This is a genomic window from Vibrio crassostreae (assembly GCF_041439375.1).
In the GTDB taxonomy this organism is placed as follows: domain Bacteria; phylum Pseudomonadota; class Gammaproteobacteria; order Enterobacterales; family Vibrionaceae; genus Vibrio; species Vibrio crassostreae_D.
On record NZ_JBGONY010000016.1, the window covers coordinates 1 to 14,852 of the forward strand.

Sequence of the window (14,852 nt, forward strand, 5' to 3'; positions counted from 1 at the left end):
CGCATCTGGTTTGGGACCAGAGGGTCGGGGGTTCGAATCCCTCTTCACCGACCACCTTAAGAAAGCTCATCAGAAATGATGAGCTTTTTTTTCATCTGTAGATCACTAGATAGGAACCCAAATGGGTTCGCCTGATGTTCAAAGAATGTCTCTTCACCGCTCACTTAAGAAGCATCATCAGAAATGATGGGCTTTGTTGCATATGTCGTGTCAGTATTCTTCAATTATTGCTTCTCACAGTGTTGAATTGGTCCAGTTCGACTCGCTCCTCTTTAATAAACTCCTTTTAGAAGCAAGAATCCCACCTTCGATCTCCTCGATTATTACGTCTGTATGGAGGTAGTTCATTTATCAAACGGAAAGATCTATATCTAATTTTATATAAAATAACCACTCAATAATTCGACAAATTAATAGGTCTGGTCTAGAGATTTTTGTGAAAAGTTGAATTTGGCCCTTAATCTGCTCACTAACCCATGTATTTGACAGCTTTCTACGCATTTGGTCGTTCAAAACTCCTCAGATTTATTAAGCCTTTCGTTTCTCTGGTTTGTATTTATCAAAAAAATACAAACGGTTAAATGTATGGTTACTTGGCGTGTATCTAGTTGTTTTATTTGTTTAAATTAACAAAGTTAGCGTTTGTTTCTATAGTGTTAATTGTTTTTTGGAATAATTATTTGTTTTTATTGAATGGTAGTGAGATCTGCTTTGAAGCACAGGTTTAACTCTACAAGTAAGCAGTGGTAAGGAGTTTGTGAGTATTTCTTGCCGATAATATAATGTTGATTTTTCTTACTATATGCTCTCTGGATGAATAGTTATGTGGCACTTTTGCTTGCTAAGCGTTTAATGTCGACTTTTTATCCTATTTTTGTTGCTTTTCTGTGAATTATTTGCCAAATTGTCAACCGTATAAAATATCAGAACAATATTCTGGTAAGAATGGATTCAATTTTGCAGACAGGGCAGAAAGCTGCCAAAGCAGTAGAGGTCTGGTAATGTCACTTTTAGAAGTAAAAAATCTTCGTATCGAATACCCATCTCGTCATGGAGTTCACGCCGCAGTTAAATCGCTTTCGTTCAACATCGAACGTGGTGAGATCGTTGGTGTTGTAGGCGAGTCTGGTGCAGGTAAATCAACAGTAGGTAATGCTGTGATCGATTTGCTGAGCCCTCCCGGCCGCATTGCTAGCGGCGAGGTATTTCTGGATGGCGAAAAAGTCTCTGGCTTATCTCCTGAACAGATGCGTTCTGTTCGCGGCTCAAAGATTGGTTTTATCTTCCAAGATCCAATGACGTCTCTTAACCCTCTATTCACAGTAGAACAGCAGTTAAAAGAGACGATTCATGCCAACATGAAGGTTTCGGATCAAGAAGCCTACCAGCGTTCATTAGACTTGATGAACCAAGTGGGTATCCCACAACCTGAAAACCGTTTAAAGCAGTACCCACACCAGTTCTCTGGCGGTATGCGTCAGCGTGTGGTTATCGCGATCGCATTGGCTGGTGAACCTGACCTTATCATCGCAGATGAACCAACGACGGCACTGGATGTGTCTATTCAAGATCAAATCTTAGGTTTGATTCGCGATCTATGTATTAAGAAAAACGTAGGTTGTATGTTGGTTACGCACGACATGGGCGTGGTATCAAACGTTACCGACCGCGTAGCCGTTATGTATCGTGGTGACTTAGTTGAGTTTGGCCCGACGGCGAAAGTCCTTGGTACTCCTGAACACCCATACACACACAGTCTTATCTCAGCGGTTCCACGTTCAGACCGTAAACTTGATCGTTTCCCTCTTGTGAGCTACATCGAAGAAGCGCACGAGATGGAGCCTCTAGATGTGAAAAACCACTGGTTAGGCCAAAGCCAAGATCACCGTGATTACACTGGCCCATTGTTGAATGTTGAAAACGTGCACTTACGCTTTACCACCAAAGATTCTTTCTTTGAGAGTCGTCGTGAGTACGTTCAAGCATCAAACAACGTGAGCTTTGAAGTGCATGAAGGTGAGACGTTTGGCTTAGTAGGTGAATCAGGTTCAGGTAAATCAACGATTGCTCGTGTGATTGCTGGCTTGTACGCACCGAATTCAGGCAAGGTAACGTTTGAAGGCGTTGATCTTACTGGTCTTAAATCTGAAAAAGAACGTCGCCCTATGCGTCGTCAAATGCAGATGGTTTTCCAAAACCCTTACACATCAATGAACCCTCGAATGAAGATATTCGACATCATTGCTGAACCTATCCGATTCCATAAACTTACGCGCAACGAGAATGAAACTCGTCAGATCGTGAACGACCTGCTAGAGCACGTTGGTTTAGGCGTAATGGCCGGGGTTAAGTACCCACACGAATTCTCAGGTGGCCAACGTCAGCGTATTTCTATCGCTCGCGCTTTGGCAACTCGCCCTCGTCTTTTGATTTGTGATGAACCTACCTCGGCACTGGATGTGTCGGTACAGGCTCAGATCCTTAACCTACTAAAAGACTTACAAGATGAGCTAAACCTAACCATGCTGTTCATCAGTCACGATTTACCGGTTATTCGCCAAATGTGTGACCGTGTTGGTGTGATGCAAATGGGAGAACTATTGGAAGTCGCGCCAACCGAGCAGCTATTCCAATCGCCTCAGCATGAGTACAGCAAACACCTAATTTCTTTAATGCCTGAATTTACAGGTTTAAGAGAAGAAAAAGCAGTGGCACAAGCCGCGGTATAAAAATCAGCAGGCTGGAGTTTAGCTTGCTAAAAACAATAAACAGACGCAAATACAACAACTAGGGATCTGGATTCCCGCATGAAGGAGTTATGCAATGAAAACCATGAAAAGCAAATTAGCAGTAGCTTTAATGGCAGCTGGCCTAAGCTTTAGTGCAGCAGCAGCAGATATTACCGTTGGCTACGCAGCTGACCCTGTATCACTTGACCCGCACGAGCAGCTGTCTGGTGGCACACTGCAAATGTCTCACATGGTGTTTGACCCTCTAGTACGTTTCACAAAAGAGATGGATTTTGAAGGCCGCCTAGCATCTAGCTGGGAGCGTGTTGATGAAACGACTTTCCGTTTCAACCTACGTAAAGGTGTGAAATTCCACTCTGGTAACGAACTGACTGCTGATGATGTTGTGTGGACTTTTGAACGTCTACAAGCTTCTCCAGACTTTAAGTCTATCTTCACGCCATACGAAAAAATGGTAAAAGTGGATGACTACACAGTTGAGCTAGTATCAAAAGCGGCTTACCCACTAGTACTACAAACAGCAACTTACATCTTCCCAATGGACAGCAAGTTCTACTCTGGCCAAACAGCGGAAGGTAAAGACAAGTCTGAGCTAGTTAAGCACGGTAACTCGTTTGCTTCGACTAACGTTTCAGGTACTGGCCCTTTCATCGTAACGCAGCGTGAGCAAGGCGTTAAAGTAACGTTCGAACGTTTCAACGATTACTGGGATACAGAAACTGAAGGTAACGTAGACAAGCTAACACTTGTGCCAATCAAAGAAGACGCGACACGTGTTGCAGCACTTCTTTCTGGCGACGTTGATATGATTCACCCAGTAGCACCAAACGATCACAAGCGTGTTAAAAACGCTAAGAACATCGATCTAGTAACGCTACCTGGTACTCGTATCATCACGTTCCAAATGAACCAAAACAGCAACGAAGCTCTTAAAGATGTTCGCGTTCGTCAGGCGATTGTTCACGCAATCAACAACGAAGGTATCGTTAAGAAGATCATGAAAGGCTTCGCAACAGCTGCTGGTCAGCAAAGCCCAACAGGCTACGCGGGTCACAACGAAGACCTAGTTCCTCGTTACGATCTGAAAAAAGCGAAAGAGTTGATGAAAGAAGCGGGCTACGAAGATGGCTTTACGCTAACTATGATGGCTCCAAACAACCGTTACGTGAACGATGCGAAAGTAGCGCAAGCGTCTGCGGCAATGCTGTCTAAGATTGGTATCAAAGTTGATCTTAAGACTATGCCTAAAGCACAGTACTGGCCTGAGTTTGACCTATGTTCAGCAGACATGATGATGATCGGCTGGCACTCAGATACTGAAGATTCAGCTAACTTCAACGAGTTCCTAACTATGACTCGTAACGAAGAGACTGGCCGTGGTCAATACAACTGTTCTGGTTACTCAAACCCAGAAATGGATGCGATTGTAGAAGCTTCTAACACTGAAACTGACCCAGTTAAGCGTGCTGAAATGCTGAAAGGCGTTGAAGCAACACTGTACAACGACGCAGCATTTGTACCTCTACACTGGCAGAGTGAAGCGTGGGGCGCGAAGTCTAACGTAGGTGCAGCAGACGTAGTAAACCCAATGGTTATGCCTTACTTCGGCGACCTAGTTGTAAAATAATCTAGCTTGCTAGAATCGAGAGCCTGAAGTTTTTCAGGCTCTCAAATTATTAAGAAATAGATTTAAGTTTCGGTATTTGGTCTTCCTTCAGTCTGGCTAAATACCTTTTTTAAGACTGAATTTTGTTATCTAGTCGTGGATTTCGATTAGATAGTCATGGATAGATAAGGGGCAAGGAATGGTTACGTTTCTGGTCAAGCGCCTGTTTCAGGCACTGATAGTGATGTTTGTGATCAGTTTGGTGGCGTTTGCCATTCAGGATAACCTGGGCGACCCGTTGCGTGAGTTAGTTGGTCAATCTGTTTCAGAATCGGAGCGTCAAGCGCTGCGTGATGAACTCGGCTTAAATGATCCCTTCATTACAAAATACACTCGCTTTGTGGGCGCAGCTCTACAAGGTGATCTTGGTACTTCATATTTCTTTAAACGCCCTGCTGTGGACGTAATCTTAGATAAATTGGTCGCGACGCTTGAACTTGTGTTTGGCGCTTCTCTGATCATTGTTTGTCTGTCGATCCCACTCGGCGTTTATTCTGCAATACACCCAAAAAGTTTCTTCACTAAATTGGTGATGGCGGGCAGTAGTGTCGGCATCTCGGTACCTGTTTTCTTAACCGCAATCATGCTGATGTATGTGTTCTCGATTGAGTTAGGTTGGCTACCGTCATTCGGACGTGGTGATACCGCAAACTGGTTCGGCTGGGAATCTGGCTTCCTAACGCTAGATGGCCTTGCGCACTTAGTGCTGCCGAGTATTGCTCTAGCATCTATCATGCTGCCTCTGTTCATTCGTCTAGTACGCTCTGAAATGCTCGAGGTTCTTAGTTCTGAATACATCAAGTTTGGTAAAGCAAAAGGCCTAGCGCTGAACAAGATTTACTACCAACACGCTCTGAAGAACACAATGCTACCTGTACTAACGGTTGGTGGTGTTCAAATTGGTACAATGGTGGCTTACACCATTCTTACGGAAACTGTATTTCAGTGGCCGGGTACCGGCTTTCTATTCCTTGAAGCGATTAACCGAGTGGATACTCCACTGATTACCGCATACGTTATCTTCGTTGGTCTGATCTTCGTAGTAACGAACACCATTGTTGACCTGCTGTACGGCATCATTAACCCAACAGTGAACATTACAGGGAAAGGAGCATAATCATGGAACAAACAACAACAGCTCCATCTCGCTGGGAGCGATTTAAGCAGTCAGACATTCTGTACTACTTCTTACGCGATAAAGTGGCAATGGTGAGCTTTGCGATCTTTGCTGCCTTCCTAGTGATGGCATTAGCGGCACCGATCTTAGCGCCAACAGACCCGTATGACGTGACGTCTATCGACATCATGGATTCTGAGTTGCCACCATCTTGGATGGAAGACGGAGAAGAACGCTTCCTACTGGGTACTGATGAGCAAGGTCGTGACATCTTATCTACGATGCTTTACGGCTCGCGTCTGTCACTGACGATTGGTTTCCTCGCGGTAGGTCTTCAGCTGACTCTTGGTATTATTATTGGTCTGTCTGCGGGTTACTTCGGTGGTCGTATTGATAGCTTTCTGATGCGTTTTGCCGATGTTCAGCTTTCGTTCTCAACCATGATGGTTGCGATCATTGTCTCGGCCATCTTTAAGGCGAGTTTCGGTAGTGACTTCTACGCGCAATATGCCGTTGTTATGCTGGTGGTGATTATTGGTATTGCTGAATGGCCGCAGTATGCTCGTACTATTCGTGCATCGGTATTGGCAGAAAAGAAGAAAGAGTACGTAGAAGCGGCACGTGTGATGGGCTTTAGAGCTCCTCGTATCATGTTCCGTCATATTCTGCCTAACTGTTTATCACCGATTTTGGTTATCTCTACGGTACAGGTGGCAAATGCCATCATGTCAGAAGCGGCACTTTCTTTCCTAGGTTTGGGTCTTCCGGTAGACCAACCGTCACTCGGCGCCCTGATCAGTACTGGTTTTAACTACATTTTCTCAGGAGCATGGTGGATCACAGCATTCCCAGGTGTACTTTTGGTAACATTGGTTCTAGTTATTAACCTATTAGGCGACTGGTTACGCGACGTGTTTAACCCGAAAATTTATAAAGGGTGATAGCTCGGTTTGATTTTTAGTAAAAAAAGTCACTAAACTAAGAGCCGTAAGCAATTACGGCTCTTTTTTTGCTTAATGGATCTGGAACTTAGTATTATTGATAGTGTCAATAATACTTAAAATGGAATTCATGTTTTATCGACATAGATTCGGTAATAATTAGCCCGTAAGGGTTTAAGTGGTGGTTATGAAATTGACAATGAATGCTGTATGTCGTGCTGTGACGAGAAATTATCGTATGGGGCTTATCGCTGCATCTCTTTTGGTATCGAGCCAAGTGAATGCAGAGTCGGTTCTATGTGATGCAACTCAGGCAAGCACCAACCAATTACCACAGCTAGAGCAATTATGTCCGATCGGTAAGGGTGTTTGGGGGAGCAAGGCGCCTAAACGTCATTCAGATAACGAGCTGTTTTGGGTTCAATGTGGCTTGCTGAATAAGCCTTTGTCACTGAACCGAGCAAAGCCCCTATATGAGAAGATCTCGACCAATGTATGGATGAAGCCGGAAGGCGGAGACTATCGTTGTTTAATTGGCCCTTATTCTACCTTCTCCGATGCAAGAAAAGACCTAGCTCAGGTCCGTAAAGTGTCTGGATACAGTGAAGCCTTCATTCGTATGGTTGATAAGTCTCAGACCTCGTCACAGCCTATTGTTGCAAAACCGGCAGAGCCAAAAATGGTTAAGCCTAAGGCTCCTGGAAAACCAAAACCAAAACCAACAGCAAAACCTGTGGCCGTTAAGCAAGCGGCCGCGGTAACGAGTGCTGCTGCTATTCAGACGCTACCAAGCGGTAATGCGCGCTCAGATGGTGATCTAGAAATCGAGATTCGCGTGACAGCAGACGTTGCGGGTAACCAATATGCGATTCCTTACCTTCTAGACCATCAACAACAGTTCTACATGGAACAAGGTAAGCCTTGGAGCCGCCTAGATTACGATAGCGCTGAATTAGTGTGTAATCAGGTCAACATGAAGCTGATGAGTGAAAAGCAATGGCAAAGCATCTTGAGCTCAAAGGTTATGGAAAAACAGAACTGGCCAATGCACCTCCCTTATTGGGGCGCAGATAAGAAAGGCCTGTTTACCAACGGTAACGTTAACCAATTGAAAGGCTCTTCATTGCTCAATGTGATGTGCGTTAAGTAACGACGACCGTTGTTATACCAAATAAGCCTCAGCCATTGCTGGGGCTTTGTTGTTTATACATTCTTCTTTTTCAACATCGGTTCGACTTTCAGATACTCGTTCTTCAAGACGAATTTGATTAAAAATAGCTAAAAATTGTTCAAATAGCACGGTTGATGCGTAGAAAACCATAACTCAAGCAATAAGGTGATTGAGATTATGAGTTTAAAAAAACGATTAGAAGACGTGGCTCCACGCTTTGAAGCCGGAGGGAAGTACGAAAAGCTTTATCCTGTATACGAGGCTTTCGCGACGATATTTTATACGCCTGGTAACGTAAACCAAGGCTTGACCCATGTTCGAGATAGCATCGATCTCAAACGAATCATGATTCTGGTGTGGCTGGCAACTTTTCCTGCAATGTTCTGGGGTATGTACAACGTAGGTCATCAAGCCGTGATGGGTTTGACAGCTACCTATTCTGGCGCTGAGCTTGCCTCCATCATCGACAGCAGTTGGCGCTTGTCGTAGGCATTTGGTGATGCACAGTCACTGATGGCAAGTGGTTGGGTAAGTCAGGTGTTGCTTGGTGCACTCTATTTCCTACCCGTTTATGCCACGGTGTTTGTGGTAGGTGGCTTCTGGGAGGTACTGTTTGCTGTCGTTCGCAAGCACGAAGTTAATGAAGGCTTCTTTGTTAGCTCGGTGCTGTTTGCACTGATTCTTCCACCAACCATTCCGTTATGGCAAGCAGCTCTAGGTATCACCTTTGGTATCGTTGTCGCCAAAGAGCTGTTCGGTGGTACAGGACGAAACTTCCTCAACCCTGCACTCGCAGGCCGCGCGTTTCTCTATTTCGCGTATCCAGCCAACATGTCGGGTGGCTTAGTATGGGTTGCCGCTGACGGTTATTCAGGAGCGACTCCACTGAGTCAATGGTATGAGGGGGGCAGTACCTCTCTGATTAACAATATGACTGGCGAGACAATAACGTGGATGGACGCGTTTATCGGCAATATACCCGGCTCGATGGGTGAGGTTTCTTCATTGCTTATCATGTTGACGGGGCTGATTCTGATTGTCATGAAAATTGCCTCTTGGCGCATTGTCGCTGGTGTGATTATTGGCCTCGTCGTGACTTCAAGTTTGATGAACTGGATTGGCTCTGATACCAACTCGATGTTCTCGATGCCGTTCTACTGGCACTTTGTGTTGGGCGGTGTTGCGTTTGGTACCTTCTTCATGGCGACCGACCCAGTTTCTGCCGCTTTTACCAACCAGAGTAAGTGGGCTTACGGGATCTTGATTGGTGTAATGACGGTCGCTATCAGAGTGCTTAATCCAGCCTACCCAGAGGGCATTATGCTGGCTATCTTGTTTGCTAACTTGTTTGCTCCATTGTTCGACTTTATTGTGAAAGAGCAAAACATCAAACGCAGACAAAAACGTACAGCACGATAAGAAATAAAACCCCAACGAAAAAGGCTTGCAGATGTGCAAGCCTTTCAATTTTTATCGCGATTGCTTTGAAGTTGATTTAACTCCACTTCAAATCAATCTCGAATGGTTGGGTGTTACCACAATGCTCACCACACATCTCGTCGTAGGCACTGTTATGAATAAGCGTGGCCGACGCTACGCCTTGGTCACTAAAGTGGTCGCGCGCTTGGTTAACACTCAAAAACTTCATTGGGTGCTGGTGGTCGTCTTTGATTAACTGTTTTTGCTCGCCAATGATTTGGTAAGCTAAGTAGATCCCGCTTTCAAATGATTCAATTAGTAGATTCATCACAAACTCCATTGCTGTTCTAGGTAGGTGGATATTTGTGTTACGTCGAATCGGTAACTAAGGTTCAGAGCGGATATAAAAAAAGCAGGCACGAGGCCTGCTTCTAAAGAGTGATCAACTAAGACGTTGATTATCTCATGGTAACAAACTCTTCTGAGCCTGTAGGGTGGATTGCCACAACAGAGTCAAAGTCTGCTTTGGTTGCGCCCATCTTCATTGCAACGCCGAAGCCTTGAATCATCTCATCAACCGTGAAGCCGATGCCGTGTAGGCCGACTACTGTCTCTTCTTCGCCAGCACATACTAGCTTCATCTTACAAGGTTGACGGTGCTTGGTTACTGCTGTGTACATCGCAGTGAAGCCCGATGTGTAAACCTTGATGTTGTCTTTGCCGTACTTCTCTTCAGCTTCTTGAGTCGTTAGACCAATAGTGCCGATAGGTGGGTGGCTGAATACAACAGTAGGAACTAGGTTGTAGTCCATTTTCGCGTTAGTTTGACCGTTGAATAGGCGCTCAGAAAGCTGACGACCTGCTTTAACCGCTACAGGAGTTAGCTCGATACCGCCTTCCATGATGTCACCAACACAGTAGATGCCAGGAACGTTAGTCGCTTGGAATTCGTCTACCTTGATGTAGCCACGGTCGTTTGTCTCAACGCCAGTTGATGCTAGGTTAATAGCGTCAGTCGCTGGGTGACGGCCGATAGCCCAGATTAGGTGGTCAACGTTTTGAGTGTTGCCATTCTCTAGGTGCAGAGTCAGCGTGCCATCCGCTTCTTTCACTACTTCTTTAGGTACAGAGTGCGTGTGAAGTGTTGGACCTTCTGCTTCCATTACTTCTACTAGCGTTTCGATGATCATTGGATCGAAGCTACGTAGTGGAGATTCTTTACGGCAGAAGAGGTGTGTTTCTGTACCAAGTGCGCTTAGTACGCCTGCGATCTCAACCGCGATGTAGCCTGCACCGATAACCGCAACGCGTTTTGGTTGCTCCATCAGGTCGAAGAAGCCATTTGAATCGATGCCGTATTCTGCACCTGGGATGTTTGGAATCGTTGGACGACCACCTACCGCGATCAGGATGTGATCAGCTGTGTAGTGTTCACCGTTAACTTCAACCGTCTTTTCGTCAACGAACTTAGCAAAACCTTTGATTACGTTTACTTTGTTGTTACCAAGTACGCGATCGTAAGATTGGTGGATACGACCAATGTACGCTTGGCGGTTCTCAATCAGTTTGCTCCAGTTGAACTTCTTCACTTCAACATCAAAGCCGTAGTCTTCAGAGTATAGGTTGATCGCTTCAGCGACTTGAGCGCCGTGCCACATTACCTTTTTAGGAACACAACCAACGTTTACACAAGTACCACCAAGGTCTTGAGCTTCGATAAGTGCAACTTTTGCACCGTGCATTGCTGCGCGGTTTGCTGATGCGATGCCGCCTGAACCGCCGCCGATACAGATGTAATCAAAATGAGTCGCCATTACTTTCTCCATTTATTGAAGGTTGTAGTCACAGTGAGAGCACCGGATACCTACGTCCTATAGATTCTTAAATTGTCTAATTATTATATTGAGGGCAGATCGGTTGAACTCAATCTCCCTGTTTAAAATTTATTCGTCCACATCACAGTCTATTGAAGATTCTTCTGTCTATGATGTGGATTCGAGATTACTCGGGTACGATCCACTCTACTTTGAAGTGACCGGTCGCCGGCGCAATTGCTTCCTTCAAGAATGGAAGAATCTCTTTCATTTGGCTTTCTAGCTTCCAAGGCGGGTTAATCACGATCATGCCTGATGCCGTCATGCCACGCTCGTTGGTGTCTGGTGATACGCCAAGTTCGATTTGTAGAATCTTGTTGATGCCTAAGCCTTCGAGACCTTCGATCATATCTTCGATATCACAGCGATTTACTACCGGGTACCAAATTGCGTAGATACCGGTTGCCCAGCGCTTGTGGCTTTGAGCGATTGCTGTCACAACATCACGGTACTCTTTTGCCAGCTCGTAAGGCGGGTCGATCAGTACTAAACCACGACGTTCTTTTGGTGGCAGGCTGCCCTTTAAGCGCTTAAAACCATCTTCTTTGTAGATAGATACCTGACGATCACGGTGGAACTCTTGCTCAAGCAGCGGGTGATCGGCTGGGTGAAGCTCAGTCAGTACCATGCGGTCTTGGTCACGCAGGTGTGCACGTGCAACACGTGGAGAACCCGGGTAGTAACGCAGTTTCTCGCCATTATTGAGAATGGAAATAGACTCAAGGTAGCTTTGAATGTCTTCAGGAAGGTCTTTTTGTTCCCAAACGCGTGCAATACCTTGCTTGTATTCACCGGTTTTTTCAGACCATTCATGCGTTAAGTCGTAACGACCTACACCAGAGTGAGTGTCATGATAAACAAAAGGCTTATCCTTCTGTTTCAAAGAATTAAGAATAAGGCTCTGTACGATATGCTTTACTACGTCGGCATGGTTACCTGCGTGGAAGCTGTGGCGATAACTTAACAAATTAAACTCTCGTAACACTCTCGAATTAGAGTGTGGTTAGTGTAGGTGGGGTTAGTCAGACTATTATAACCCTCAATGGACCATAAATTCTCGAACAATTCAGGAACAGTCGCTAGCAATATGCAGTTAGTTATTGGTTCTACTATTGAAATTTGCCTTGTTGGGCACTATTTAATAACTATTCGCAGGTGATTTTTTAGGGCGAACTTTAGCCTGATGACTGTAAGACGACCTCATTACAAAAAAGACGAAAGTCTCTAAAGCCAAAGGAATGTTTATATGTCTAATCCGCTATTAACCTTCACGGACTTACCTCCGTTTTCACAGATCAAGCCAGAGCACGTAAAGCCAGCAGTTGAGCAAGTGATTGAAGCGTGTCGCAACAAGATAGAACAAGTACTTGAAGGTAATACTTCACCAAGCTGGGACAACCTAGTTGCTCCAATTGAAGAAGTGGATGATCGCTTAGGTCGCATTTGGTCACCTGTAAGCCATATGAACTCTGTCGTGAACAGTGACGAACTGCGTGAAGCGTATGAGAGCTGCTTACCTGTGCTATCTGAATACGGCACTTGGGTTGGCCAACACAAAGGCTTGTTCGAAGCGTATAAAGCGATCAAGGCGAGTGAAGCATTTTCTGCACTGAACCGAGCTCAACAAAAAACCATTACTGACGCACTGCGTGACTTCGAACTGTCGGGCATTGGCTTACCTGCAGATGAACAGCATCGTTACGGCGAGATCAGCAAGCGTCAGTCGGAGCTAGGCTCTCAATTCTCAAATAACGTGCTTGATGCAACCATGGGTTGGAGCAAGCAGATCACAGACGTAGCTGAACTGGCAGGTATGCCTGAATCAGCACTGGCGGCAGCACAAGCGGCGGCTGAGTCTAAAGAGCAACAAGGTTACTTACTGACTTTAGATATCCCATCTTACCTACCTGTGATGACTTACTGTGATAACCAAGAGCTACGTAAAGAGCTTTATGAAGCGTACGTAACGCGTGCTTCTGATCGTGGTCCAAACGCAGGTAAGTGGGACAACACTGAGATCATCACTGAGCAACTTAAACTGCGTCACGAGATCGCGCGCATGCTGGGTTTCAGTACTTACAGCGAAAAATCTCTTTCGACTAAGATGGCAGAAACGCCAGACCAAGTACTTGGCTTCCTAAACGACCTAGCAGTAAAAGCCAAACCGCAAGGTGAACGCGAAGTTGAAGAGCTACGCCAGTTCGCTGAAAAAGAGTTTGGTGTGTCTGAGCTAGAGCTTTGGGATATCCCTTACTACAGCGAAAAGCAGAAGCAGCACCTATTCCAAATTTCAGATGAAGAGCTACGCCCTTACTTCCCTGAATCGAAAGCGGTATCGGGCCTGTTTGAAGTACTGAATCGTGTATTTGGTATGACAGTGAAAGAGCGTGAAGGCGTCGACACATGGCATGAGTCGGTACGTTTCTTTGATATCTTTGATGCCAATGACACATTGCGTGGCAGCTTCTACCTAGATTTGTACGCTCGTGAACACAAGCGTGGTGGTGCATGGATGGATGACTGCCGTGGTCGCCGTATTACCGTTGCTGGTGAACTACAAACGCCAGTCGCTTACCTAACGTGTAACTTCAATAAACCGGTTGGTGACAAGCCAGCGCTGTTCACCCACGATGAAGTTGTGACTCTGTTCCATGAGTTCGGCCATGGTATTCACCACATGCTGACTCAAGTAGAAGCTAGCGCGGTTGCAGGTATCAATGGTGTGCCTTGGGATGCGGTTGAGTTGCCAAGTCAGTTCCTAGAAAACTGGTGTTGGGAAGAAGAGGCATTGGCGTTCATCTCTGGTCATTTCGAGACCGGTGAAGCGCTACCAAAAGAGATGCTAGAGAAGATGCTAGCGGCGAAGAACTTCCAATCAGCGATGTTTATTTTGCGTCAGCTAGAATTCGGCCTGTTCGACTTTACGCTACACACTACTTACGACCCAGAAGTGGGCGCGCGCGTACTTGAAACACTGGCTGATGTGAAGTCTAAAGTGGCAGTACTACCAAGCCTAGATTGGAACCGTTTCTCGCACAGTTTTAGCCATATTTTTGCTGGTGGTTACAGCGCGGGTTACTACAGCTACCTATGGGCAGAAGTGTTATCAGCAGATGCGTTCTCAGCATTTGAAGAAGAGGGGATCTTCAACACTGAAACGGGTAATCGCTTCCTGAATAACATCCTAGAAATGGGCGGCAGTGAAGAGCCAATGGAGCTATTCAAACGCTTCCGTGGTCGTGAGCCGCAAATCGATGCGATGCTGCGCCATGCAGGTATCAGCGCGTAATATTGTGCTGGTTAGAATGTAAAAAGAGCCTCCTAGAGAGGCTCTTTTTGTATCTGTTTATCAAGCGACTATGGGTTCACATTACGATTGATTGGGTTTTGCAGTGAGATTAGCGTCTCGGTTGATTGCACTTCATCAATTGCCTGCAACTTATCGATCAGGACGAACTGCAGCTCTTCAATCGACTTACACATCAACTTAACGAAAATATTGTAGGCACCAGTGGTGTAGTAGGCTTCAACTACTTCATCTAGAGCATTCAGTTTGGCGATTGCCGAGTGGTAATCTTTGGCTGCATTCAGGTTGATACCAATAAAGCAACATACGTCGTAACCTAGCTTTTTCGTGTTTACCACCACCTCGGTACGCTCAATAATGTCGGCCGATCTCATTTTCTCGATACGGACGTGAATAGTCGCAGGGCTTACGTCAAACTGCTTGGCCATCTCGGCGTAAGGCGTACGAGCATCTTCCATCAAGGTTTTCAGAATGGCACGGTCTAGGTCATCGAGACGAGCGGTGGTTGTGGACATGCGTAACCCTTAGATTTAATGAAAATATATCGGCTAGAGTACATATCATAGCCAAGGGTGATAATATTAGCAGCAACAATGGTGTTAGGGTG

11 protein-coding genes and 1 pseudogene are annotated in these 14,852 nt (G+C 45.5%); 7 read left to right on the forward strand and 5 right to left on the reverse strand.

The annotated features are described in order from the left end of the window. Positions 1 to 1,001: 1,001 nt before the first annotated feature. From ACED45_RS09070 to ACED45_RS09090, 5 genes are all read left to right on the forward strand, one after another. Positions 1,002 to 2,729: a dipeptide ABC transporter ATP-binding protein gene (locus ACED45_RS09070; RefSeq protein WP_019826573.1), complete on the forward strand. Its 1,728-nt coding sequence runs from the start codon at positions 1,002 to 1,004 to the stop codon at positions 2,727 to 2,729. A gap of 94 nt (positions 2,730 to 2,823) precedes the next feature. Continuing rightward, positions 2,824 to 4,377 (forward strand): ABC transporter substrate-binding protein, encoded by a 1,554-nt coding sequence (locus ACED45_RS09075; protein ID WP_050633914.1) that lies wholly within the window; start codon positions 2,824 to 2,826, stop codon positions 4,375 to 4,377. A gap of 178 nt (positions 4,378 to 4,555) precedes the next feature. Beyond that, entirely contained in the window at positions 4,556 to 5,533 is a 978-nt protein-coding gene (locus tag ACED45_RS09080; RefSeq protein ID WP_210447262.1) for an ABC transporter permease, read from the forward strand. A gap of 2 nt (positions 5,534 to 5,535) precedes the next feature. Then, the gene (locus tag ACED45_RS09085; protein ID WP_017060135.1) at positions 5,536 to 6,474 is read left to right on the forward strand and encodes an ABC transporter permease; all 939 of its coding nucleotides are present in this window, start codon (positions 5,536 to 5,538) and stop codon (positions 6,472 to 6,474) included. 187 nt (positions 6,475 to 6,661) lie between these two features. Continuing rightward, positions 6,662 to 7,624 carry an SPOR domain-containing protein gene (locus tag ACED45_RS09090; protein WP_371713824.1) on the forward strand — a complete coding sequence of 321 codons (963 nt, stop codon included), beginning with the start codon at positions 6,662 to 6,664 and terminating at the stop codon, positions 7,622 to 7,624. Between the two features lie 12 nt (positions 7,625 to 7,636). Here the strand turns inward: ACED45_RS09090 and ACED45_RS09095 are convergent, their stop codons facing one another. Then, complete coding sequence (locus ACED45_RS09095; protein ID WP_371713825.1) at positions 7,637 to 7,795, reverse strand: hypothetical protein; 159 nt, start codon at positions 7,793 to 7,795, stop codon at positions 7,637 to 7,639. Between the two features lie 27 nt (positions 7,796 to 7,822). Between ACED45_RS09095 and ACED45_RS09100 the strand changes: the two are divergent. Continuing rightward, positions 7,823 to 9,064, forward strand: a pseudogene (locus ACED45_RS09100) (NADH:ubiquinone reductase (Na(+)-transporting) subunit B). A 76-nt stretch (positions 9,065 to 9,140) separates the two neighbouring features. Here ACED45_RS09100 and ACED45_RS09105 read toward each other — a convergent pair. From ACED45_RS09105 to ACED45_RS09115, 3 genes are all read right to left on the reverse strand, one after another. Next, positions 9,141 to 9,392, reverse strand: a complete 252-nt coding sequence (locus ACED45_RS09105; protein WP_371713826.1) for a DUF6482 family protein — start codon at positions 9,390 to 9,392, stop codon at positions 9,141 to 9,143. A 130-nt stretch (positions 9,393 to 9,522) separates the two neighbouring features. Further along, positions 9,523 to 10,878: a glutathione-disulfide reductase gene (gene gorA / locus ACED45_RS09110; RefSeq protein ID WP_239937743.1), complete on the reverse strand. Its 1,356-nt coding sequence runs from the start codon at positions 10,876 to 10,878 to the stop codon at positions 9,523 to 9,525. A gap of 187 nt (positions 10,879 to 11,065) precedes the next feature. Further along, on the reverse strand, positions 11,066 to 11,905 hold the full coding sequence (locus tag ACED45_RS09115) for a 23S rRNA (adenine(2030)-N(6))-methyltransferase RlmJ (RefSeq protein WP_048612424.1): 840 nt from the start codon (positions 11,903 to 11,905) through the stop codon (positions 11,066 to 11,068). 279 nt (positions 11,906 to 12,184) lie between these two features. Here ACED45_RS09115 and prlC point away from each other — a divergent pair, with 279 nt between their 5' ends. Further along, positions 12,185 to 14,227 (forward strand): oligopeptidase A, encoded by a 2,043-nt coding sequence (gene prlC, locus ACED45_RS09120; RefSeq protein ID WP_371713827.1) that lies wholly within the window; start codon positions 12,185 to 12,187, stop codon positions 14,225 to 14,227. Between the two features lie 68 nt (positions 14,228 to 14,295). Here the strand turns inward: prlC and asnC are convergent, their stop codons facing one another. Then, positions 14,296 to 14,760, reverse strand: coding sequence for a transcriptional regulator AsnC (asnC, locus tag ACED45_RS09125; protein ID WP_008218581.1), 465 nt, complete (start codon positions 14,758 to 14,760; stop codon positions 14,296 to 14,298). Positions 14,761 to 14,852 lie beyond the last annotated feature (92 nt).

Coding starts and splice junctions, on each gene's coding strand:
- ACED45_RS09070 (WP_019826573.1), top strand. CDS start 1,002: ATGTCACTTTTAGAAGTAAAAAATCTTCGTATCGAATACCCATCTCGT.
- ACED45_RS09075 (WP_050633914.1), top strand. CDS start 2,824: ATGAAAACCATGAAAAGCAAATTAGCAGTAGCTTTAATGGCAGCTGGC.
- ACED45_RS09080 (WP_210447262.1), top strand. CDS start 4,556: ATGGTTACGTTTCTGGTCAAGCGCCTGTTTCAGGCACTGATAGTGATG.
- ACED45_RS09085 (WP_017060135.1), top strand. CDS start 5,536: ATGGAACAAACAACAACAGCTCCATCTCGCTGGGAGCGATTTAAGCAG.
- ACED45_RS09090 (WP_371713824.1), top strand. CDS start 6,662: ATGAAATTGACAATGAATGCTGTATGTCGTGCTGTGACGAGAAATTAT.
- ACED45_RS09095 (WP_371713825.1), bottom strand. CDS start 7,795: ATGGTTTTCTACGCATCAACCGTGCTATTTGAACAATTTTTAGCTATT.
- ACED45_RS09105 (WP_371713826.1), bottom strand. CDS start 9,392: ATGAATCTACTAATTGAATCATTTGAAAGCGGGATCTACTTAGCTTAC.
- gorA (WP_239937743.1), bottom strand. CDS start 10,878: ATGGCGACTCATTTTGATTACATCTGTATCGGCGGCGGTTCAGGCGGC.
- prlC (WP_371713827.1), top strand. CDS start 12,185: ATGTCTAATCCGCTATTAACCTTCACGGACTTACCTCCGTTTTCACAG.
- asnC (WP_008218581.1), bottom strand. CDS start 14,760: ATGTCCACAACCACCGCTCGTCTCGATGACCTAGACCGTGCCATTCTG.